This is a genomic window from Ornithinimicrobium cerasi (genome assembly GCF_003702705.1).
Classification (GTDB): Bacteria; Actinomycetota; Actinomycetes; order Actinomycetales; family Dermatophilaceae; genus Ornithinicoccus; species Ornithinicoccus cerasi.
In genome coordinates, this window is record NZ_QZMN01000012.1 from 124,264 (window position 1) to 145,683 (window position 21,420).

General features: G+C 74.1%; 23 protein-coding genes. 14 read left to right on the plus strand and 9 right to left on the minus strand.

The features are described 5' to 3' along the window. Positions 1 to 110 precede the first annotated feature (110 nt). Both D4B81_RS14250 and D4B81_RS14255 read left to right on the plus strand, forming a co-directional pair. Positions 111 to 1,433 carry a M16 family metallopeptidase gene (locus tag D4B81_RS14250; protein WP_122263274.1) on the plus strand — a complete coding sequence of 441 codons (1,323 nt, stop codon included), beginning with the start codon at positions 111 to 113 and terminating at the stop codon, positions 1,431 to 1,433. Then, entirely contained in the window at positions 1,430 to 2,782 is a 1,353-nt protein-coding gene (locus D4B81_RS14255) for a M16 family metallopeptidase (protein WP_122263276.1), read from the plus strand. Before D4B81_RS14250 ends, D4B81_RS14255 begins: the two co-directional genes overlap by 4 nt. Before the next feature lie 46 nt (positions 2,783 to 2,828). On the opposite strand, the gene D4B81_RS14260 is transcribed toward D4B81_RS14255, so the two are convergent. From D4B81_RS14260 to D4B81_RS14285, 6 genes are read right to left on the minus strand one after another with little or no spacing between them, the layout of a single operon-like run. After that, entirely contained in the window at positions 2,829 to 3,644 is an 816-nt protein-coding gene (locus tag D4B81_RS14260; protein ID WP_122263333.1) for an inositol monophosphatase family protein, read from the minus strand. A gap of 54 nt (positions 3,645 to 3,698) precedes the next feature. Continuing rightward, positions 3,699 to 4,718: a ribosome small subunit-dependent GTPase A gene (gene rsgA, locus D4B81_RS14265; RefSeq protein ID WP_202613703.1), complete on the minus strand. Its 1,020-nt coding sequence runs from the start codon at positions 4,716 to 4,718 to the stop codon at positions 3,699 to 3,701. After that, a complete protein-coding gene (gene aroA / locus D4B81_RS14270; protein ID WP_122263279.1) occupies positions 4,715 to 6,028 on the minus strand; it encodes a 3-phosphoshikimate 1-carboxyvinyltransferase in 1,314 nt (437 codons plus the stop codon). Before aroA ends, rsgA begins: the two co-directional genes overlap by 4 nt. Continuing rightward, on the minus strand, positions 6,025 to 6,789 hold the full coding sequence (locus tag D4B81_RS14275; RefSeq protein WP_122263281.1) for an alpha/beta hydrolase family protein: 765 nt from the start codon (positions 6,787 to 6,789) through the stop codon (positions 6,025 to 6,027). Before D4B81_RS14275 ends, aroA begins: the two co-directional genes overlap by 4 nt. Beyond that, positions 6,786 to 7,628, minus strand: a complete 843-nt coding sequence (locus D4B81_RS14280; RefSeq protein ID WP_122263283.1) for an SOS response-associated peptidase — start codon at positions 7,626 to 7,628, stop codon at positions 6,786 to 6,788. The genes D4B81_RS14275 and D4B81_RS14280 overlap by 4 nt, the downstream gene beginning before the upstream one ends. A 7-nt stretch (positions 7,629 to 7,635) precedes the next feature. Next, positions 7,636 to 8,886: a pyridoxal phosphate-dependent aminotransferase gene (locus D4B81_RS14285; RefSeq protein WP_122263285.1), complete on the minus strand. Its 1,251-nt coding sequence runs from the start codon at positions 8,884 to 8,886 to the stop codon at positions 7,636 to 7,638. A 168-nt stretch (positions 8,887 to 9,054) separates the two neighbouring features. Between D4B81_RS14285 and D4B81_RS14290 the strand changes: the two genes are divergently transcribed. After that, complete coding sequence (locus tag D4B81_RS14290) at positions 9,055 to 9,717, plus strand: sigma-70 family RNA polymerase sigma factor (RefSeq protein WP_097188063.1); 663 nt, start codon at positions 9,055 to 9,057, stop codon at positions 9,715 to 9,717. Beyond that, positions 9,714 to 10,001 carry a mycothiol system anti-sigma-R factor gene (gene rsrA / locus D4B81_RS14295; protein ID WP_097188062.1) on the plus strand — a complete coding sequence of 96 codons (288 nt, stop codon included), beginning with the start codon at positions 9,714 to 9,716 and terminating at the stop codon, positions 9,999 to 10,001. Before D4B81_RS14290 ends, rsrA begins: the two co-directional genes overlap by 4 nt. A gap of 69 nt (positions 10,002 to 10,070) precedes the next feature. Here rsrA and D4B81_RS19330 read toward each other — a convergent pair whose 3' ends face one another. After that, on the minus strand, positions 10,071 to 10,145 hold the full coding sequence (locus tag D4B81_RS19330; RefSeq protein WP_369299113.1) for a 50S ribosomal protein bL37: 75 nt from the start codon (positions 10,143 to 10,145) through the stop codon (positions 10,071 to 10,073). Between the two features lie 201 nt (positions 10,146 to 10,346). On the opposite strand from D4B81_RS19330, the gene D4B81_RS18195 reads away from it, so the two are divergent. From D4B81_RS18195 to tsaD, 6 genes are read left to right on the plus strand one after another with little or no spacing between them, the layout of a single operon-like run. Continuing rightward, the gene (locus D4B81_RS18195; RefSeq protein WP_161965180.1) at positions 10,347 to 10,484 is read left to right on the plus strand and encodes a hypothetical protein; all 138 of its coding nucleotides are present in this window, start codon (positions 10,347 to 10,349) and stop codon (positions 10,482 to 10,484) included. Positions 10,485 to 10,540: 56 nt separating this feature from the next. Then, the gene (locus tag D4B81_RS14300) at positions 10,541 to 11,926 is read left to right on the plus strand and encodes an HD-GYP domain-containing protein (RefSeq protein WP_122263287.1); all 1,386 of its coding nucleotides are present in this window, start codon (positions 10,541 to 10,543) and stop codon (positions 11,924 to 11,926) included. Then, positions 11,893 to 13,173: an HD-GYP domain-containing protein gene (locus tag D4B81_RS14305; RefSeq protein ID WP_122263289.1), complete on the plus strand. Its 1,281-nt coding sequence runs from the start codon at positions 11,893 to 11,895 to the stop codon at positions 13,171 to 13,173. Before D4B81_RS14300 ends, D4B81_RS14305 begins: the two co-directional genes overlap by 34 nt. 9 nt (positions 13,174 to 13,182) lie before the next feature. Further along, positions 13,183 to 13,875, plus strand: coding sequence for a tRNA (adenosine(37)-N6)-threonylcarbamoyltransferase complex dimerization subunit type 1 TsaB (tsaB, locus tag D4B81_RS14310; protein WP_122263291.1), 693 nt, complete (start codon positions 13,183 to 13,185; stop codon positions 13,873 to 13,875). After that, entirely contained in the window at positions 13,872 to 14,330 is a 459-nt protein-coding gene (gene rimI / locus D4B81_RS14315) for a ribosomal protein S18-alanine N-acetyltransferase (protein ID WP_122263293.1), read from the plus strand. The genes tsaB and rimI overlap by 4 nt, the downstream gene beginning before the upstream one ends. Then, positions 14,327 to 15,370, plus strand: coding sequence for a tRNA (adenosine(37)-N6)-threonylcarbamoyltransferase complex transferase subunit TsaD (tsaD, locus tag D4B81_RS14320; protein WP_122263295.1), 1,044 nt, complete (start codon positions 14,327 to 14,329; stop codon positions 15,368 to 15,370). The genes rimI and tsaD overlap by 4 nt, the downstream gene beginning before the upstream one ends. On the opposite strand, the gene D4B81_RS14325 is transcribed toward tsaD, so the two are convergent. Next, on the minus strand, positions 15,360 to 16,637 hold the full coding sequence (locus D4B81_RS14325; protein WP_237566014.1) for a class I SAM-dependent methyltransferase: 1,278 nt from the start codon (positions 16,635 to 16,637) through the stop codon (positions 15,360 to 15,362). The two genes, tsaD and D4B81_RS14325, sit on opposite strands and share 11 nt — an antisense overlap. A gap of 31 nt (positions 16,638 to 16,668) precedes the next feature. Here D4B81_RS14325 and D4B81_RS14330 point away from each other — a divergent pair, with 31 nt between their 5' ends. The 3 genes from D4B81_RS14330 (at position 16,669) to groL (ending at position 20,131) form a co-directional block, all read left to right on the plus strand. Beyond that, complete coding sequence (locus tag D4B81_RS14330) at positions 16,669 to 17,931, plus strand: phospholipase D-like domain-containing protein (protein WP_122263299.1); 1,263 nt, start codon at positions 16,669 to 16,671, stop codon at positions 17,929 to 17,931. Positions 17,932 to 18,131: 200 nt separating this feature from the next. Further along, positions 18,132 to 18,428, plus strand: a complete 297-nt coding sequence (gene groES / locus D4B81_RS14335) for a co-chaperone GroES (protein WP_097188055.1) — start codon at positions 18,132 to 18,134, stop codon at positions 18,426 to 18,428. 98 nt (positions 18,429 to 18,526) lie between these two features. Further along, complete coding sequence (gene groL, locus D4B81_RS14340; RefSeq protein ID WP_122263301.1) at positions 18,527 to 20,131, plus strand: chaperonin GroEL; 1,605 nt, start codon at positions 18,527 to 18,529, stop codon at positions 20,129 to 20,131. Positions 20,132 to 20,227: 96 nt separating this feature from the next. Here the strand turns inward: groL and D4B81_RS18930 are convergent, their stop codons facing one another. After that, positions 20,228 to 20,593 carry a WhiB family transcriptional regulator gene (locus D4B81_RS18930; RefSeq protein ID WP_122263303.1) on the minus strand — a complete coding sequence of 122 codons (366 nt, stop codon included), beginning with the start codon at positions 20,591 to 20,593 and terminating at the stop codon, positions 20,228 to 20,230. 159 nt (positions 20,594 to 20,752) lie between these two features. Between D4B81_RS18930 and D4B81_RS14350 the strand changes: the two genes are divergently transcribed. Next, entirely contained in the window at positions 20,753 to 21,355 is a 603-nt protein-coding gene (locus D4B81_RS14350) for a sigma-70 family RNA polymerase sigma factor (protein ID WP_122263305.1), read from the plus strand. Positions 21,356 to 21,420 lie beyond the last annotated feature (65 nt).

Below are 21,420 nucleotides of genomic sequence, written 5' to 3' on the forward strand. Positions count from 1 at the left end.
CGAAGGGCGTGACCAGGACATCGTCCGGGTCACGCCCTTCAAGCGTCGGCCCTTCCCCGTCTCCGTCGCCTGGCAGGCCCCCCACGTCCGCGACGTACAGTGTCCCAACCATGCCCCTGAGCTACCCGGTCCACGCCACCACCCTGCCCAACGGTCTGCGCGTCGTCGTCAGCGAGGACCACGCCGTCCCGACCGTCTCCCTCACCCTGTGGGTCGACGTCGGGTCCCGCCACGAGGTGAGCGGTCGGACCGGCCTGGCCCACCTCTTCGAGCACCTGATGTTCCAGGGCTCCGAGCTCGTGGCGGAGGGGGAGCACATGTCCTCGCTCATGGCGCAGGGCGGGCGCGCCAACGCGACCACCTCCTTCGACCGCACCGCGTATGTCGAGTCCGTCCCGACCGGCGCGCTGGAGCTGGCGCTGTGGCTCGAAGGAGACCGGCACGGCCATCTCCTGCCGGCGCTGACGCAGGAGAACCTCGACAACCAGCGGGACGTGGTCGTGGAGGAGAAGCGGCAGCGCTACGACACCGTCCCCTACGGGTCGGCGCTCGAGCACGCCTGCCGCCTGGTCTTCCCCGAGGACCACCCCTACCACCACACGACGATCGGGTCCATGGCCGACCTCGCCGCCGCCACCCTCGACGACACCCACGCCTTCTTCCGCGCGCACTACGGACCGACCACCACCGTGCTGTCGGTCGTCGGGGACGTGTCCCCGACGGAGGTGCTCGCTCTCGCCGACCGGCACCTGGGTCACCTGCAGGACGCCACCGTCCCCCGCCCCGGACGCACCGCCCCGCTGCCGCCGCTGGCCGGGACGCCCAGCCTGGACGTCGTCGACGACGTGCCCTCCGAGCGTCTGTACCTGTGCTTCCGCCTCCCTGCGGTGACCGACCCGGCCTTCCTGCCGTGCGCCATGGCGATGGACGCGCTGGCCTCCCTGAGCGTGTCGCGCCTCCAGCTGCGCCTGCTGCGCCGCGAGGAGTCCGTCAGCGGCGTCTCCGCCTCGGCGCTCGGGCTGGTCGACGGCACCTCCATGGGGCTGCTGGTGCTGGACGTCTCGGACGGCGTCGACCCGGCCCTGGTCGAGACCGCCGTGCACGAGGAGCTGGTGGCACTGGGACGCGAGGGCCCCTCCGAGGCCGAGCTCGAGGCGTCCCGGGCCGACACCGAGCGCTCGTGGCTGGAGGCGCTGGCCGGGTTCGACGAGCGGGCCGACCTGCTGGCCCGGGCCACGGCGGTCTTCGGCGACCCGGAGCAGGTCAACCGCTACCTCGACGACGTGGTTGCGGTGACCGCCGACCAGGTCCGGGAGGCCGCCGCGCACTGGCTGCAGCCGGGGGCCGCCGCCACGATCCGCTACCGGCGAGGAGCGACGGCCTCGACGCCGCTGCCGGACGAGGTCCTCGCCACCGCCGGGGCGGTCCGGTGAGCGCCCGGACGACCGAGCGGCCGCAGGTGCGCCCGCCCGGGGCGTGGGCCTTCCCGGAGCCCGACGAGCACCAGCTGCCCAACGGCCTGCGCCTGCTCGTCCTGGACCTGCCCGGCCAGCACGTGCTGTCCGTCCGCGTCGCCCTGACCCTGCCGGTCTCCTCGGAGGTGCCCGGCACCGAGGGGTCGACGCTGCTCATGGCGCGCGCGCTCGACGAGGGGACGGCACGGCATACCAGCGAGGAGCTGGCCGAGCTCACCGAGCGGCACGGCATCGCCTGGGGTGCCGGGGCCGGGGAGCGTGGCGTCCACCTGGGCGTGGAGGTCACCGGCAGGCACCTGGGCACCGCGCTGGAGGTCCTCACCGAGTGCCTGGCGGAGGCGACCTTCCCGGACACCGAGGTGGCCCGTCTGGCACGCCACCGGCTCGCCGACATCGCCCACGACGACGCCGACCCCGGGGCCCGCGCCTCGCTGCAGTTCGTGCGGACCTACTTCGACGAGCGGGACCGCCCCCACACCCCGCTGGGTGGCGACAGGGACTCGGTCGCGAGCCTGACGCCCGAGCACCTGCGCGAGCGGCACGCCGCACTCTCGCCCGTGGGCGGCACCGTCGTGCTGGTCGGTGACCTGTCCACCACGCCCGACGCCGTCCGGACGGTCGCCGCGACCCTCGGCGGCTGGGCGGGGCAGGCTCGACCCCCCGGTCCGCCCGGCCCTGCGCGGCGGGCGGCAACGGCGGGGCGGGTGGTCCTCGTGCCCCGGCCCGGTCTGGCGCAGACCGAGCTCTACCTGGGCCGCCCCGGCCCCGACCGTCGCACACCGCACGGCTGGGGGACCTACCAGGCGCTCGGCATGCTCCTCGGCGGCTCGCCCCACGCGCGGATCGACCGCGTGCTGCGGGAGGAGCGCGGGTGGACCTACGGGGTCCGGGCCGGCTTCCGGCCCCGTGCCGTGGGTGGCCTCACCGTGGTCGGCGGCTCGGTGCGCGCGGACGCGACCGCGCCCGCCCTGGAGGAGCTGCTGCAGATCCTCTCCGTCCCCGGCGCCGGGCTGGGTGAGGCCGAGGTGCGCGCCGCCGCGGACTTCGTGGCCCGGACGGCCCCTGGACGCTACGGCACCGCCGACGCGGTGGCCGACGAGCTCGTCGCGCTGCTCTCGGACGGGCTCGGTCCGCGCACCGTCACGGAGACGTTGGAGCAGCTGCGCACCCTCACCGTCGAGCAGGTGGCCGCAGCCTGGGACGAGGTGCTCGCCGGTCCGCCGTGGACGGTGGTCCTCGTCGGCGACCCGGGGTATGCCGAGGGGCTCGCCGATCTGGGCCTGGGACCGGTGTCGGTGGTCGGCTGACCGTCGGGTCGGCCTCCCGGTGTCGGCCGGACCAGGGACCGGCCGGTCAGCCCTCGGCCACCTCGCCCGGGGAGAGCGCCGCGAGGACGGCGTCGTGCAGACCACCGTTGGTCACCACCACCGGGGAGCCCGCGGTGGGCTCGCGACCGGAGACCGGGGCACCCCAGGGGTCGCTGACCCGCCCGCCCGCCTCGTGCACCAGCGCGGTGAGGGTGCTCGTCTGGTAGGTGTCGAGGTAGGCCCCCAGCCCCACGTCGACGGCGCCCTCGGCCACCAGCGCGTGGCTCCAGAAGTCACCGTAGGCGCGGGTCCGCCAGGTTCGGTCGGTCAGCTGGGCGAAGCCCTGACCGTGCGGGCCGAAGAGCCAGGAGGCGACGTCGTCCGCGGAGACGGAGGCGTGCTCGAGGACGGCGGTCCGGCTCACCCTGACCTGGCTCGCGCGGGAGAGGGTGCGGCCCGTCCAGGCGCCCGACCCCCGGCCGGCCCACCACCGCCGGGCGAGCGAGGGCGCGGCGACGAGCCCGAGCACCGGCTCGTCCTCGACGACGAGCGAGAGGAGCGTCCCCCACACGGGGACGCCTCGCACGTAGTTGGCGGTGCCGTCGAGGGCGTCCACGACCCAGCGCCGGTCGCCGTGCCCGGTCGCCCCGAGGATCCGGCCCTCGACGCGGTCGCGCGGGCGGGTCCGCTGCAGCTGGTGGCGCAGCAGCTCCTCCAGCCGTTGCGCCGCCTGCGTGGTCAACGACCCGTCGTCGGCGACGCTGACCTCCAGGCCGGGGGAGGCGAACAGCTCGACGGCGGTCCGCTCGATCGAGTCGGCCAGCACGTGCGCGAGCCGGAGGTCGTCGTCGTAGCTGGCCATCCGCTCACCGTAGCCGCCGACCCGCACCGGTCCGCGTCGCCGCGCGGCGGCCGGTCAGGGTCGCTCGTCGCCGGTGCGGCTGCGCAGCAGCCGGCGCAGCGACTCCAGACGCGCGGGTCCTGCGTCGCCGGCACGCCCCTCGGTGACCCAGGCGTCGAGCGCGCAGTCGGCCTCGTCGTGGCTGCACCCCCGCGGGCACCCCTCCGTCCCGGGGGCGAGGTCGTCGAAGTGCTGGATGAAGGTCGCCGGGTCGACGTGGCCCAGCCCGAACGAGCGGACGCCCGGGGTGTCCACCACCCACCCGCCGTCGGGCAGCTCCAGGGCCACCGCGGACGTGGAGGTATGCCGTCCCCGTCCGGTCACCGCGTTGACGGCGCCGATGGCGCGGTCGGCCAGCGGCACGAGGGCGTTGACCAGCGTGGACTTGCCCACGCCAGAGTGCCCGACGAAGACGCTGGTGCGTCCGGTGAGCTGCTCGCGCACCGCCTCGACCCCGGCGGCGTCGAGCGCGCCGTCGGGACCGGACCGGCTCACGACGTGGGGCACGTCCAGCGCGGTGTAGTTGGCCAGGAAGGGCTCCGCGGGGGCGAGGTCGGCCTTGGTCAGCACGAGGAGCGGGTCCAGCCCGGCATCGTAGGCGGCCACCAGGCAGCGGTCCACCATCCGCGGTCGCGGCTCGGGGTCGGCCAGCGCCGTGACGACGACGAGCTGGTCGGCGTTGGCGACGATGACGCGCTCCACGCGGTCGCTGTCGTCGGCGCTGCGGCGCAGCACGGTCCGCCGGTCCTCCACGCGCACGACCCTGGAGAGGGAGTCGGTGTCCCCCGAGGTGTCGCCGACCATCGCGACCCGGTCGCCGACGACGATGCGCGTGCGACCCAGCTCCCGGGCCCGCATGGCGACGACGACGCGGTCCCCCACCCGGGTGGTGAAGCGGCCCCGGTCCACCCCGACCACCACGCCGACGACGGCGTCCTCGTGGGAGGGCCGGTCCTTGGTGCGGGGGCGGGACCCCTTGCGGGAGGGCCGTTCCCGCACCGACGACTCGTCGAGGTGGTCGTAGCGGCCGCTCACCGCGACGGCCCCGGGTGCTCGAGCCGCGTGGCCGCGGCGCGCTCCCACGCCACGTCGAACCCCGGGAACGTCTTGTCCGCGGTGGCGACGTCGACCACCCTCACCCCGGGCACGGCCGCGCCGACCACGGCGGCGAACATCGCCATGCGGTGGTCGTGGTAGGTCTGCAGCTCGGCCCCGTGCAGGGGCGTCGGGTCGACCACCAGCCCGTCCTCCGTCTCCTCGGCGCGGCCGCCGAGGCGGGTGATCTCGGTGACGAGCGCGTCGAGCCGGTCGGTCTCGTGCCCGCGCAGGTGGGCGATCCCGCTGAGGCGCCCCGGCCGGTCGGCCAGCACGGCGAGGGCCGCGACCACCGGCGTGAGCTCCCCGACGTCGGACAGGTCGTGGTCGACGCCGTGCAGCGTCCCTGGCTCCGGCCCCCGCACCTCGAGACCCTCGGTGGTCGTCCGGCACCGGGCACCCATGCGCTCCAGCGCGCCGGGCAACCAGGCCCCGGGCTGGGTGGTGCCGGGCGGCCACCCGCGGACCGTGACCCGGCCGCCCGTGACAGCCGCGAGCGCGAGGAAGGGTGCGGCCGAGGACAGGTCCGGCTCGACGCTGCGGTCGAAGGCGCGGACCGGCCCGTGCTCCACCCGCCACGTCCGGGCGTCGGGCCGGGAGGTGCGCACACCGACCTCCTCCAGCACCTGCAGGGTCATGTCGAGGTGGGCGGCGCTGGGCACGCCCACGCCGCGGTGCCGCAGGGTGAGCCCGTCGCGGAACCGCGCCGCCGCCAGCAGCAGCGCCGAGACGAACTGCGAGCTGGCCGAGGCGTCGATCGTCACCTCCCCTCCGTCCAGGGCTCCCCGGCCGTGGACCGTGAACGGCATCGTCCCGCGACCGCCGTCGTCGACCTGCACCCCGAGCGAGCGCAGCGCCTCGAGCACCGGACCGACCGGCCGGGTCCGCGCCGTCTCGTGCCCGTCCAGCAGGACCGGGCCGTCGGCCATCGCGGCCAGGGGCGGCACGAAGCGCATCACCGTGCCGGCCTGCCCGGCGTCCAGCCGGACGCCGCCGGTGAGCACCGGGGCGGGGACCACCGACCAGACCTCGTCCGAGGAGTCGTCGACGTGGCACCCGAGCCCCCTCAGCGCGTCGACCATCCGCTCGCTGTCCCGGGACCGCAGGGGTCGCCGGATCGTGCACGGCCCGTCGGCGAGCGCGGCGAGGACCAGCCACCGGTTGGTCAGCGACTTGCTGCCGGGGACGTGGACGACCGCGTCCACGGGAGCACCCGGGTACGGCGCCGCCCACGGGGAGGGTGGGGTCATCCGGAGGGTCCTCCTCGGTCGGGTGGTGCTCCGCCCACGCTAGCGTCCCGGTCCCGCCCCAGCGCCGCGAGGAAGTCCCGGACGGGGAGCAGGACGGTGGCGGTGTCCCGGGCGGGGGAGTGGGCGGCGCGCACCTGGTGCAGGACGAACCACCCCGGAGCGGGGGCACCCACCGCCTGCCGCACCTCTTCGGGCGTGCCGAACGGGTCCCGGTCGCCCTGCACGACGAGCGTGGGCAGCCCCGCGGCGACCGGTCGGAGGAGCTCCTCCGCCCGGCTCCGGTCCGGCGCACCCGGCGGGTGCAGCGGGAAGGCGAGGCAGATCACGGCGGCGATCCCCGGGCGGGGCCGGCCCCGGCCGTCGACCGCGGAACGGCAGGCGACCCGGGCGCCGGCGCTGCGCCCGCCGAGGACCCACGGGCGCGGGAGGGGTATGCCGGAGCTCGCCTGCCAGCCCTCGTCCCCCAGGGTGGTGGCCAGGTCGGCGAAAGCCCGGTCCAGGGCAGCGGGCGGGGTGGCGACCTTGCGGCCGGCCACCCGCCAGGGCTGGTCCACGAGCACCACGGTCCAGCCGTCGTCGGTCAGGTCGGTCAGGGCGAGGACGTCGGCCGCGTCGCGGTGCCCGCCGGCCCCGTGCCCGAGCAGGAGGGTGCCCGACGGCGTGGTGGCCGGTGCCGGTCCCAGGACGCGCACCTCGGCCGGACCCTCCCGGGTGCCCACCTGAGACCGCGGCGCGGCCGCGGCCGGGTGAGTGGACGTCATACCCCGATCACCTCGCCGGTGTCCGGGTCCACGACGCCGACGAGCTCGCTGCGCGGCGCCGGGTCGAGGAGGTGCTCGCCGGTGCTGCGGGAGGAGTTGACGTCGGTGCCGACCGCCCAGGCGCGGAACCGCCCGGGGACAGCAGCCTCCTCGATCATGGTCCGGACGTCGGCCTCCGCGGTCGCCCCGGGGTCCAGCCAGTCCGCCCAGGCGCAGGGTTCGAGCGCCACCGGCTGCCGGTCGTGGATGCGGTCCAGCCCGGGCTCGGCGGCGGTGGTCAGGATGGTGAAGGAGACCACCCACGACAGCGGGTCCTCGGCGGGGGAGGACGGGTCGCGCCAGAACTCGTAGAGCCCGGCCAGCGCCAGCGGCGCCCCGTCGGCACGGCTGATGAAGAAGGGCTGCTTGCGCGGCCGGCCCCGCGCGTCGACCGCGACGGGGGAGGCCTGCCACTCGTACCAGCCCGTCACCGGGACGAGGCACCGCCGACGGGCGGCCGCCCGCGCGAAGGCGGGCTTGTCCAGCACGGTCTCGGACCGGGCGTTGGCCATCCGGTTCCCCACGGAGGGGTCCTTGGCCCACGACGGCACCAGGCCCCAGGTGAGCAGCCGCAGCTGCCGTACCGGCTCGGCCTCCGCCCCGGCCTCGTCCCGGGGAGGCCGGGTGAGCACCACGGGGGCCTGCTTGGTCGGCGCCACGTTGTGGTCCGGGCGGCCCGGGGGTGGCTGCTGCGGGTTCTTCAGCAGGCTGCGGGAGCGCTCGGCGGTCGCGTCGAGGACGACCTCGTAGGCCTCCATGAGATCGTCCGGGTCGGCCGTGGCTGCGTACCTGCCGCACATCAGCCGGTCACTGCCGGTAGCTCGCGAGGAAGTTGCCCATCCGGTCCAGGGCCGCCCGCAGGTCCGCGCCCCACGGCAGGGTGACGATGCGCAGGTGGTCGGGACGTGGCCAGTTGAAGCCGGTGCCGTGGACGACGAGGATCTTCTCCTGCTCGAGGAGGTCGTAGCACAGCCGCTCGTCGTCGTGGATCTCGTGCACCTCGGGGTCCAGCCGGGGGAAGACGTAGAGCGCTCCCCGGGGTCGGACGCAGCTGACCCCGTCCATGGCCTCGAGCATCGACCACGCCACGTCGCGCTGCTCCGCGAGGCGACCCCCCGGCCGGGTGAGCTCCTCGATGCTCTGATGGCCGGACACGGCGACCTGGATCGCGTGCTGCGCCGGCACGTTGGGGCACAGCCTGGTCGAGGCCAGGAGCTCGATCCCCTGCAGGAATCCGGAGGCGTGGGCCGTGGGGCCGGTGATGGCGACCCAGCCGGCCCGGTAGCCGGCCACCCGGTAGGTCTTCGACAGGCCGTTGAAGGTGAGGCAGAGCAGGTCCGGAGCCAGCGAGGCGACCGAGGTGTGGGAGGCGCCGTCGTAGAGGATCCGGTCGTAGATCTCGTCGGCCAGGACGAGCAGCGAGTTCTCGCGCGCGACCTCGGCGATCTCCGCGAGGACCTCGCGCGAGTAGACGGCCCCGGTCGGGTTGTTCGGGTTGATGATGACGATGGCCTTGGTGCGGGGGGTGACCTTGGCGCGGATGTCCTCCACGGAGGGGTTCCAGTCGTCGGCCTCGTCGCAGAGGTAGTGCACCGGGGTGCCGCCGGCCAGGCTCGTGGCGGCCGTCCAGAGCGGGTAGTCGGGGGCCGGGATGAGGACCTCGTCACCGGGGTCGAGCAGCGCCTGGAGCACCATCATGATGAGCTCGCTGACCCCGTTGCCGAGGTAGACCCGGTCGACGTCCAGGTGAGGGAAGCCGGGCACCTCCTCGTAGCGGGACACGATCGAGCGGCGCGCGCTGAGGATGCCCCTCGACTCCGAGTAGCCCTGCGCGTAGGGCAGGGCCGCGATCATGTCCTGCAGGATCGTGTCCGGGGCCTCGAAGCCGAAGGGTGCCGGGTTGCCGATGTTGAGCTTGAGGATCCGGTGTCCCTCGGACTCGAGCTGGGCCGCCCTGGCTGCGACGGGGCCCCTGATCTCGTACAGGACGTTCTGCAGGCGCGCGGGCTGCGTGAGCGGGCGGAGCGTGCGCGGGCCGGGACGGGGAGGAGCGGTCACCCGGCCATCGTCCCACTGGTGGGCGCGCGGGAATGAGTCGCCGCTCCGGCGGCGTTGTCCGGGTCGACCCCAACCTGCCAGGAGGAGCGCGTGCTGAGCACCGCTGTGACCCCCGGGGAGCGGGCCGGAGCAAGCGCTCTGGTCGCCCCGCACCTAGGCTGGTCGGTGATGGATACCGACCAGACCCCCCTCGAGGACCTCGAGACCGGTGCGCTCGCCGAGGCCGACGCCACGGTCGACGTGGCCACCGAGACGACCGAGGCCCGTGCCGCCCGCTTCGAGCGGGAGGCGATGCCGCTGCTGGACCAGATGTACAGCGCGGCCCTGCGCACGACCCGCAACCCCACGGACGCGGAGGACCTGGTCCAGGAGACCTACGCCAAGGCCTTCGCCGCGTTCCACCAGTACCGCCCCGGCACCAACCTCAAGGCGTGGATGTACCGCATCCTCACCAACAGCTACATCAACAGCTACCGCAAGAAGCAGCGGCAGCCGTTGGAGTCGGACGCCGCGGAGGTCGAGGACTACCAGCTCGCGCGGGCAGCCTCGCACCACTCCAAGGGTCTGCGCTCGGCCGAGACCGAAGCTTTGGACCACCTCCCGGACAGTGACGTGAAGGAGGCGCTGGCCTCGATCGGGGAGGACTTCCGGATGGCCGTCTACCTCGCCGACGTCGAGGGGTTCTCCTACAAGGAGATCGCCGAGATCATGGACACGCCGATCGGCACCGTCATGTCCCGTCTGCACCGCGGGCGCAAGCAGCTGCGCGAGCTGCTCACCGACTACGCCGTCGGACGCGGCGTCATCCCTGCCCAGGAGGCCCGGTCATGAACCAGCCGCCCACCCAGGACCGCGCCGCCGACTGCGCGGACGTCGTCCTGCGCCTGTTCGAGTTCGTCGACAACGAGACGGGGCCCCTGGACCGTGACCGCATCCAGGAACACCTCGACGAGTGCGGGTCCTGCCTCGCGGAGTACGAGCGCGACCTGCTCATCAAGGCGCTCGTGCGGCGGGCCTGCGCGTGCGAGGAGGCTCCGCCAGCCCTGCGCTCCCAGATCCTCACCCGCATCACGACGACCGTGACCTACGTCGAGCAGCGTCAGCACCGAGGCTGACCCGGAGCGGGAACACGTAGGCCGGCCCCCGCCGAGGGGGCCGGCCTTCGTCGTCCGCGCGATCCGGGGTCAGGCGTTGGGCTTACGCCCGTGGTTGGCGCCCTTCTTCTTCCGGTCGCGGCGCTTGCGTGCTCGCTTGCTCATGGTTCCTCCTCGGGGTCGTGGGGGGGTGCGGCCGGGGGCATCAGGCTGCACGACCATCCATTCTCGCACACCCGGTGCAGCCTGCCCGGCCTCGAAGTGGCGTACCTCACACTTTTGGTAAAGAGTTGTTCAAGAGATGGGGGTTGGACTGGCCCCCCGGTGAGCCGGTGTGCGACATTTGCCCACAAGACCAGTCTCCCTGTGGCTGGTCGCCCCGGCCCCGTCCCGGGACCCAGCGTTGAAAGGACCCCCGTGATCCAGTTCCTGACCGATCTCCTGAGCGCGAACACCTTGGCCACGATGATCGACATCCTCCGGATCTTCTCCTGGGAGGACTGACGCAGCTCACCCGTCCGACGCGGGGTCAGCACCGAACCGGTGCTGGCCCCGCGTCGGTGCATGTCTGGCTCTATGTCCTCACGTTGGCCGCCCTGGGCGTCGGACTGACCTGGGTCGCCTGGACACTCCCGGGCGGCGACGGGCCGATCGCGCCGTCGGTGCTGGTGATCCTCGTCGTGCTCGGCGCGGTGGGTGTCGTCCTGAGGGAGCGCGACCTGGGTCCACACCTAGGCATCTCCCTGGCGACCGTGGTGCTTGCCGCCGCCCTGCCGTTGGCGGGGGTAGGTGCGGTCATCGTCGGTTTCGTGTCGTACGCCTGCGACACCAGGCGGCAGAGCCTGCGGACCAGGGCGTTCAACGCGGTCATGACCGCGCTGGTGGGAGCGGTGGGGGCCGTCGTCTACCTCCTCCTCGGCGGGGCGCGCATCGATGCCGTCGCCGCGACCCCCGGCGAGCTGATCCCCCGGGTCGGCCTGCCGCTCCTCGTCGCCTACGCCGTGATGACCCTGGTCAACGTGCTCCTCTACGCGGTCATGTCCTCGCTCGTCCGGGGGACGCTCATCGTCGATACGGCCTGGCAGGCGCTGCGCAGCCTGGGCCTGGCCTACCTCGGGCACGTCATCATCGCCTTCCTCTTCGCCGTGCTGTGGGGCCCGGCCGGGCTGGGGCCGCTGAGCGCGCTGTTCGTCCTCGGCCCCCTGCTGGCCGCCCACTGGTCCATCGGCCGTGAGGCGCTGGCCCGCCGTGAGCACGAGGAGACCGTGGCCACCTTTGTCGCGGCCCTGGAGCAGGCGGACCCGGCCTCGGTGGGGCACAGCGCCCGCGTCGCCGATCTCGCCGACCTGATGGCGCCGCAGCTGGGCATCGGCGGCCGGGCCGCCCAGGACCTGCGCTACGCGGCGCTCCTGCACGACATCGGCCTGGTGACCACCCGGTCGCAGCTGTCGGAGGACGCGGCCCCGGACGAGGTGGCCTACCTCAGTGCGCTCAGCGTGCACCCCGAGTCCGGGGTGCGGGTGCTCTCCGGCCTGGACTTCCTCGACGAGGCGCTGCCGGCCATCGCCCACCACCACGAGCGCTGGGACGGCCGGGGCTACCCCGCGGGGCTGAGCCACGAGAACATCCCGCTCGCCGCGCGCGTGATCGCCGTCGCCGACGCCTACGACGCCCTCACCACCGACGGAGACGTGGTGGTCGGGGCGGAGGAGGCGCTCGGCCTGCTCCGGCAGCGGGCCGGCACGCACCTCGACCCGGACGTGGTCGAGGCGCTGGCGGCGGTCCTGCAGCGGGTGACGCAGCCGGTGCGCCGGGGGGCCACCCTGCCGGTCGCCCCGACCGGCTCGGCGCACGGACCGACCCCGGCCCTGCCCGACCACGACCACCCCCGGGCCAGCGACGCCTTCGCGGAGTGGCAGCCCGAGACGGCGGCCTGGCCCTCGTGATCGACGACCCCGAGGTCGCGGTCGTCGCCTTCCTCGCGCTGGTGCTCGGCGAGGTCTGGAGGGTGGCCTCGCCCGGACTCGTGCGTGACGCCCCGCTTGCCCAGGCGACCGCCATCGCCGTCACCCTGGCCTGGGACTGGCCCGAAGGTCCCGTCGGCCCGCCCCTGGGGGTGCTCGGCCCGTTCGCGGGGGCGCTCGGTCCGATGCTCCTGGCCGTCGTGGCGACCCTCGCGGTCGGGGTGGGACGACGGCACTGGCGCAGCCTGCCGGGGGACCTGCTGCGGTCCGTGCTGACGGTGGGGGTGGTCGGGTTCTTCACCCGGCTCCCACTGCCGACCGGGCTCACCCTGCACGAGCACGCGACCGGTGACCCGGGCGCGCAGCGAGGTCTCGTGGCCTGCTTCCTCCTCGTGGTCGCGCTCGCCGCCGTCGCCGCCCCGGTCGTCGTGGGGACGCTGGCCCGGGTATCCGAGGAGCACGCCCCGCTGCGATCGCTGGTGCTCACCGACCTCCGACGGCACGGGCTGCTCGCCCTGGCGACCGCCACCACCGGGGTCGTCACCGCGCTCGCCGTGCACGTGCTCGGTCCCGTCTCCTTCCTCCTCTTCCTCGTGCCGATGACGGTGCTGCTGCCGGCCGTCACCCGCCAACGGCAGATCCGGGCTGCCCAGCGGCAGACGATGTTCGCCCTCGCCCGGCTCACCGACCAGGCGGGGCTGACCGCACCGGGTCACGCCGCCCGGGTCGCCCGGCTCGCCGTACCCGTGGCCCGGGAGGCGGGGGTGGAGGACGCCGACCTGCTGGACGTGGAGACCGCCGCCCTCCTGCACGACGTCGGGCAGGTGGGGCTGAGCCGGCCGATCCCCGGCGGGGCCACCACCGAGATCTCCGCCCTCGACCAGCGCAGGGTCGCTGCCACCGGTGCCGCCATCCTGGCCCGGACGGCGGACCTGTCCCGGCTGGCCCCCGTCGTCGCCGACGTCGGTATCCCCCACCACCGGGCCGTCGCCCGCGGTGACGTCGCCCTGGCCTCGCGCGTGGTGCGCGTGGTCTCGGCCTACGACGACCTCACCGCCAGCCTGGAGCACCAGGGCGCGCTCGAGCGCATCCTGCGCAGCACCCCTCACGACTACGACCCGCTCGTGGTCGGGGCGCTGGTGCGTCACCTGGATCGGCGCGGCACGGTCTCGGCCGCCGAGGCGGCCTTCCTGCGGGAGCTGGCCTCCGACCGCCCGGCCCCCACGTAACCTGGGCGCGTGCTGCTCGCGATCGACACCGCCACGTCCCTCATCGGTGCCGCCGTGCACGACGGGAGCGCGGTCCGGTCCCGGGTGACCTTCGAGGACGGTCGGCGGCACGGCGAGCTCCTCGCCCCCGCCGTGCAGCAGGCGCTGGAGGAGGCCGGCACCCACCGGGCCGCGCTCACCGCCGTCGTCTGCGGCGTGGGTCCGGGGCCGTTCACCGGTCTGCGCGTCGGCGTGGTGACCGCGCTCGTCCTGGCGCACGCCCTCGACCTTCCCGTGCCCGAAGGTGTCTGCTCCCTCGACGCCATGGCGCACGGGACCGTCGGCAGGCACCTCGGCCCCCTCCTGGTGGCCACCGACGCCCGTCGCAAGGAGGTCTACTGGGCCACCTACGAGGTGACCCCGGACGGGGCCGTGCGCGTGGACGGCCCGGCGGTGGCCCGGGCCGCCGACCTGCCGTCGGAGGTCCGGGACCTGCCGGCGGTGGGGCGCGGTGTCGAGCTGTATGCCGCGTCGCTGACCCGACCGCTCGACGGCGGCCCGCGGGACGTCGACCCCGGGACCCTCGCCGAGCTGGCCGTGGCCCTCAGGGAGGGACGCCACCCGGACGCCGATCGCGACGGCCGGGGGCTGCTGGCCCCCGAACCGCTCTACCTCCGTCGTCCTGACGCGGTGGCGAGCCTGCCGGGGGGGCCACCCCGATGAGGCTGCGCGACGCCGCGTGGCGCGACCTCGCGGGGATGGCAGAGCTGGAGTCGCGCTGCTTCCCCGTGGACCCGTGGTCCCCGGCGACCTTCTGGGCCGAGCTGGCCGGCCGACCGCGGCGCAGCTACGTCGTCGCCGTCGACGACGTGGGTGAGCTGGCGGGCTACGCCGGGCTGGACCTCTCGGGTGACCTCGCCGACGTGATGACCATCGCGGTCGACCCCGCGCGTCGCGGGAGCGGGCTGGGGGCTCGCCTGCTGGAGGAGCTGCATACCCGGGCCGGTGCAGGGGGCGCCGCGGCGGTGATGCTCGAGGTCCGGGCCGACAACGGCCCGGCTCGCAGCCTGTACGCCGCGCACGGCTACCGGGTGCTGCGCGCCCGCCCCGGCTACTACCGCTCCGCGAACGGGACCCCCTCCGTGGACGCCCTCGTCCTGCGCAAGGAGCTGCCGTGAACCAACCGCTCGTCCTGGGCATCGAGACCAGCTGCGACGAGACCGGGGTCGGGATCGTGCGCGGGCAGACGCTGCTCGTGGACGCCGTCGCCAGCAGTGTCGACGAGCACGCCAGGTTCGGCGGCGTCGTGCCCGAGGTCGCCAGCCGCGCCCACCTCGAGGCCATGGTCCCCACCGTCGAGCGGGCGTGCCGTCAGGCCGGGGTGCGGCTGCAGGACCTCGACGCCGTGGCCGTCACCTCGGGGCCTGGGCTCGCGGGTGCCCTGCTCGTGGGGGTGGCTGCCGCCAAGGCGCTCGCGGTGGGTCTCGGGGTGCCGATCTACGGGGTGAACCACCTCGCCGCCCACGTCGCCGTGGACATCGTCGAGCACGGGCCGCTCCCCGAGCCGACCATGGGGCTGCTCGTCAGCGGTGGGCACTCCAACCTCCTGCTCGTGCCGGACGTCACCTCCGACATCCGTTCCCTGGGCTCGACCATCGACGACGCCGCGGGGGAGGCCTTCGACAAGGTGGCCCGTCTGCTCGGGCTGCCCTTCCCCGGCGGGCCCCACATCGACCGGGTCGCCCGGGAGGGGGACCGGGTGGCCATCGACTTCCCCCGGGGGCTCACCTCGGGCCGCGACGTGCAACGGCACCGCTTCGACTACTCCTTCTCCGGCCTGAAGACCGCGGTGGCCCGGTGGGTGCAGGCACGCGAGGCGGCCGGCGAGGCAGTGCCTGTCGCCGACGTCGCAGCCAGCTTCCAGGAGGCCGTCGCCGACGTCCTCACCCGCAAGGCGGTGCTGGCCTGCCGGGAGCACGGGGTGGACGACCTGCTCATCGGTGGCGGCGTCGCGGCCAACAGCCGGTTGCGGGCGCTCGCGCAGGAGAGGTGCGACGCGCACGGGATCCGGCTGCGCGTCCCCCGTCCCGGGCTGTGCACCGACAACGGCGCGATGGTCGCCGCGCTCGGCGCGGAGATGGTCCTGCGGGGACGCGAGGCCTCGCGCCTCGACCTGCCGGCCGACTCGAGCCAGCCGGTGGAGCAGATCAGGGCCTGACCGCGGTCTGCGGACGGACGACCAGGGCGGAGGGGGTGCCGGCGACGCGGGTGAGGACCAGGACGACCTCCTCCGAGGAGCCCGCCCGGCCCAGCCGCAGCTCGCGGCGGAACTGGTCCGGGTCCGTGGGAACCCCGCGCTTCTTGATGGTGACGCGCCCGGCCCCGCGGCCCCGGAGCCAGGCCCGCACGGTCCTGGCGTGCAGCGGCAGCACCTCCTCCACCTCGTACCACCGCGCCCAGGGCAGGTCGACCGGCCGGTCCGCGGTCACGTAGCCGACACCCTCGTCCAGCTCGTGTCCTGACACGGCCGCCGCCAGGGAGCCGCACAGTCCCGCGGAGAGCACGGCGCGGTCCGGCTCGGCCAGCCACGGCCCGGTCTGCTCACCGGGGGAGAGCGGGGCGGGGGCACCCTCGACCGGCTCGACGACGACCCAGCCGTGCCGCCCCCCGACGACGGCGCTGATCCCGGGCCGACGCACGGCCGTCCCCCACCACACGGCGCACTCGACCACGTCCCCGTCCACGGACACCCACTCCGCCTCGGCCCCGGCGGGCAGGTCACGGGCCGCGAAACCGGGGGAGAGCTTGACGCCGGTGGTCCTGGCGCGGGCCGCCACGGTCAGCACCTGGTCCCAGCCCGGGGACAGGTCCGCGAGCCGGAACAGCCGCCGGGTGCGTCCCTGCACGTCCGCGAGGCCGCTCACCCGCCGGGCAGGGTCGAGCCACACGCCGTCCTCCGGCCCGACCTCGACGTCGCCCGCGTCACCGGTCACCACCCGCGCGCGCGGGTATGGCGCCAGGTTGGCCCGCGCGGCGACGGCCACCTCCGCGTCCCGCTCGACCGCGGTGACGGCCAGCCCCGCGCGCGCCATCGCCAGGGCGTCCAGCCCGAGGCCGCACCCCAGGTCCCGGACGTGGTCCACGCCGGCGGCGCGGAACCGCTCCGCGTGGCGCGCGGCCACCACGGTCCTGGTGGCCTGCTCCAGCCCGTCCGCGGTCAGGAGCAGGTCGGTGGCGATCTCCCCGAGGCGAGGGAGTGCCCGGGACCGCAGCCGGGACTGGGTCAGGGCAGCGGAGACCAGGTCAGCAGGCACCCCCTCGCCCCGCAGCCGGGAGGTCACCGCGAGGACCTGACCCTCGTCATACCGTGGGAGCCGGGCGAGCAGCGCCCGGCCGGCGGGGGAGGCCAGCTCGGCCATCAGAGCGGCGGGGGTAGGGGGGTCACCCGCGGGCCGGTGGGGGAGGGTCCCGTCGGTGGCGCTCACCCGCCCATTGTCGCTGGGTAGATTGAGGGTCATGCGCCACGTGCTGTCCCGCGAGTCCCGCCGTGTGCTGCGTCGTGCCCGCGGGGTGGCGGTGAGGGGGGCGGTGGCCGGTCTCGGCGTCCAGCTCACCGTGGCCGCGGGGGTGGTCGCGGCCGACCTCCTGCGCAAGCGGCGCAGCGTGCCGGGCGCGGCGCCCGAGGACCCGCCCCTGAGCTCGCAGGTCGGGGAGGACACGGTCACGACCTACACCTACGGCCAGGACCTCTACGACGACATGCTCGCCGCAGTCGACGGTGCGCGGGACTACGTCTACCTGGCCTCCTACATCTGGAAGGGTGACGAGGTCGGACAGGCCTTCAAGGACGCGGTCGTGCGGGCCGCCGACCGGGGCGTGCTCGTCTGCCTCGTCTTCGACGGCTTCGCCAACCTCGTCGTGCCGCGCTCGTTCAAGGACTTCCCGGACACCGTGCACGTCATGCACTTCCCGGTGGTCCGCTCGGGGCTGCCGATCGTCGACCTGCGCCGCAGCGGCCGGGACCACCGCAAGATCCTCGTGGTCGACGGCCGGGTGGGCTTCGTCGGCGGGTACAACATCGGGTCGCTGTACGCGACCACGTGGCGTGACACCCACGTGCGGCTGGAGGGGCCCGGTGTCTGGGAGCTGCAGAACGCCTTCGTGGACTTCTGGAACCGGCACCGGCGCGCGGGGAAGCCCGAGCTGCCGGACTCCGGCTCGCACCGCTGGGACTCTCCCGTCCGTGCCGCCCGCAACGAGCCGAGCCGGCTGATCTACCCGGTGCGGGCGCTCTACCTGGAGGCCCTGGACCGGGCCACCGAGAGGGTCTGGATCACCCAGGGCTACTTCATCCCCGACCGCGAGATCCTGGAGGCGCTGCTGAAGGCCTCGGCGCGCGGGGTGGACGTGCGCGTCCTGATGCCCGAGCACTCCAACCACATCCTCGCCGACGTGGTGGCGCGCTACTACTGGAGCGAGCTGTTGCGGGGCGGGGTGCGCATCTTCCTCTACCAGGACGTGATGGTGCACGCCAAGACCGCGACCGTGGACGGGCGGTGGAGCACCGTCGGCACCGCCAACATCGACCGCCTCTCGCTGCGCGGCAACTACGAGATCAACCTCGAGGTGCTGGACGCCGATCTCGCGGGTGACCTGGAGGAGATCTTCCGTCGCGACCTCGAGCGCTGCCGGGAGCTCACGTCCGAGGAGTGGGAGGAGCGGCCCTGGTACTACGGCGTCGTCGAGCGTGTGCTGCAACCCCTCCACTGGATGCTGTGACCCCCGTTCTAGCACTCGGCTTGACCGAGTGCTAACCGATTGCCTAGATTCGTCTTAGCACTCTCGGCACGCAAGTGCCAGCGGCACCGGTCGACCCCCGCGACGGCGGCCGCCGCCGCACGGGAGTGGCACGCAGCACCACGACAGCAACCCAGCCGGGGCGGCCACGCCGCCCGGCACTACGAAAGGGAAGGGTAACCGTGTCGGTTTCCATCAAGCCGCTCGAGGACCGCATCGTCGTCAAGGCCGTCGAGGCCGAGCAGACCACCGCGTCCGGCCTCGTCATCCCGGACACCGCGAAGGAGAAGCCCCAGGAGGGCGAGGTCCTCGCCGTGGGTCCCGGCCGCTGGAACGAGGACGGCGACGAGCGCGTCCCCATGGACGTCCAGGTCGGCGACCGCGTCATCTACAGCAAGTACGGCGGCACCGAGGTCAAGCACAGCGGCACCGAGTACCTGATCCTCTCGGCGCGCGACGTCCTCGCGATCGTCGGCTGACAAGCCTGATCCACTCGCGCCCCGGGCGCCGGCCCGAGCGGCCCGGTCGCCCGGGGCGTGCCCGTCCCTGCACGAACCACGAAAGGAGCTGATCGCCCATGGCGAAGCAGCTGCAGTTCAACGACCAGGCTCGCAAGAGCCTCGAGCGGGGTGTCGACGCCCTCGCCAATACCGTCAAGGTGACCCTCGGCCCGAAGGGCCGCAACGTCGTCCTCGACAAGAAGTGGGGCGCGCCGACGATCACCAACGACGGCGTGACGATCGCCCGTGAGGTCGAGCTGGAGGACCCCTACGAGAACCTCGGGGCCCAGCTGGCCAAGGAGGTCGCCACCAAGACCAACGACGTCGCCGGCGACGGTACCACCACGGCGACGGTGCTGGCCCAGGCCCTCGTGAAGGAGGGCCTGCGCAACGTGGCCGCGGGCGCGGCCCCCTCCGGGCTCAAGCGGGGCATCGACGCCGCCGTCTCGGCCATCAACGACCGCCTGCTCGAGAACGCGCGGGAGCTCGACGGCCGTGAGGAGATCGCCCAGGTCGCCAGCCTCTCCGCCCAGGACCCCGAGATCGGCGAGCTGATCGCGGACGCGTTCGACAAGGTCGGCAAGGACGGCGTCATCACCGTCGAGGAGTCCTCCACCACCGCCATGGAGCTGGAGTTCACCGAGGGTATGCAGTTCGACAAGGGCTACCTCTCGCCCTACTTCGTCACCGACACCGAGCGCATGGAGGGTGTCCTGGAGGACGCCCTCGTGCTGCTGCACCAGGGCAAGATCTCCTCCGTCGCGGACCTGCTGCCGCTGCTGGAGAAGGTCGTCGGTGCAAGCAAGCCGCTGCTCGTCGTCGCCGAGGACGTGGAGGGCGAGGCGCTGTCCACGCTCGTCGTCAACAAGATCCGCGGCACGTTCAACGCGGTCGCGGTCAAGGCACCCGGCTTCGGCGACCGCCGCAAGGCCATGCTCCAGGACATGGCTGTGCTCACCGGCGCCGAGGTGGTGGCCGAGGAGGTCGGCCTCAAGCTGGACCAGGTCGGGCTCGAGGTCCTCGGGACCGCCCGCCGCGTGGTGACCACGAAGGACTCCACGACGATCGTCGAGGGCGGTGGCGACGCTCAGGCCGTCACCGACCGGGTGTCCCAGCTCCAGGCCGAGGCTGCCGCCTCGGACAGCGACTGGGACCGCGAGAAGCTCCAGGAGCGGATCGCCAAGCTCGCCGGCGGCGTGTGCGTCATCAAGGTCGGCGCGCACACCGAGGTGGAGCTGAAGGAGAAGAAGCACCGGATCGAGGACGCCGTCTCGGCGACCCGCGCCGCCATCGAGGAGGGCATCGTCGCCGGTGGCGGCTCCGCCCTCGTGCACGCCGCGTCCGCGGTCGACGACCTCGACCTGTCGGGCGACGAGGCCGTGGGTGCCCAGGTGGTCCGGCGGGCGGTCGTCGAGCCGCTGCGGTGGATCGCCGAGAACGCCGGGTTCCAGGGCTACGTCGCGACCGCCAAGGTCGCGGAGCTGCCGGTGGGGCAGGGCCTCAACGCCGCGACCGGTGACTACGGCGACCTCTTCGCCGCGGGCGTCATCGACCCGGTCAAGGTGACCCGTTCGGCGCTGCGCAACGCGGCGTCCATCGCCGCGATGGTCCTGACCACCGACACCCTCGTGGTGGAGAAGCCGGAGGATGAGGACGAGCACGGCCACGGCCACTCGCACTGACGCACGACCCTCGGCCGGGCTCACGCCCGACCGCATGGTGCGGCCCCCGTCCCGGAGCTCCGGGACGGGGGCCGCGCTCGTGCGGGGGGCCTAAGGTCAGGAGGCCTCGGTCACGGGCGCTCCCGGCGTCGACCCGGCGCCCTCGGAAGGACCGGACAGGTCGGGCAGCACGGGGGGACGGCCTGCCTCGACGGCGTCGTGGTAGGCCTGACGCTCGTCCTCGGTCATGCCGCCCCAGACGCCGTAGGGCTCGCGCGCGGACAGCGCCTGCTCACGGCAGGGCTCCAGCACCGGGCAGGTCGCACAGACCTCCTTGGCGCGCTCGTCGCGACGTCGTCGCGCAGGTCCTCGCTCGCCCTCGGGATGGAAGAACACCTCGGGGCTCGCCGTCCGGCAGGCCCCCTGGTACTGCCATTCCCACAGATCGGCGACCGGCCCCGGTTGGTGTGCGGTCTCGGCCACTTCGGCGATCTCCTCTCGACGGCGAGCCCACTGTAGTCGCAGGGCCGGGGCGGCGGGGCACAACCCCCGACGAGGGGTGTGCGGCCGGTGCCGATGTGGCATCCTGGGGCGGCAGGCTGCCTGATGGGGGCAGGGTGACCGAGGAAGGTTGCGAGGCCGATGTCGTTGCCGCACGGTGAGGTGCGCACGGACGTCCGGGAGTCGGAGGGCCTCAGCGCCCTCGTCGCCGACGCGCGTCGGGGGGACGCCGACGCGTCCGGCGAGCTGCTGGGCACCGTCCACCGGCTGGCACACCGCTACGCCAGGGCGCGGCTGGGCACCTACCCCTCCGCGGCCCAGCTCAGCGACGACGTGGCCCAGGAGGTCTGCATCGCGGTCCTGTCGGCCCTCCCGCGCTACGAGGAGCGCGGGGTGCCGTTCGAGGCCTACGTCTACCGGATCGCGGCGCGCAAGGTCGCGGACGCGCAGCGGGCGCACGCCCGCGGACCGGTGGCCGCGGATCACGTCGTGTCCCTGGTGTTCGACGGCGAGGTCGACGGGCCGGAGCACCACGTGGTCGCGCGGGACGAGGCGGCCCGGGCCTGGTCCATGCTCGAGGCGCTGACCCCCCGCCAGCGCGAGGTGCTGGTGCTGCGGGTCGCCGTCGGTCTGTCCACCCAGGAGACGGCCGACGCGCTGGGGATGAGCGTGGTCGCCGTGCGGGTCACCCAGCTGCGCGGGCTCCGTGAGCTGCGCCGGCACTGGACGGAGCAGCACCGATGAGAAGCCCTGTGTCAACCCGTCGCGGCCATGGCCTCCTGGGTGGGGTTGGTGAGGAGGCGTTGGAG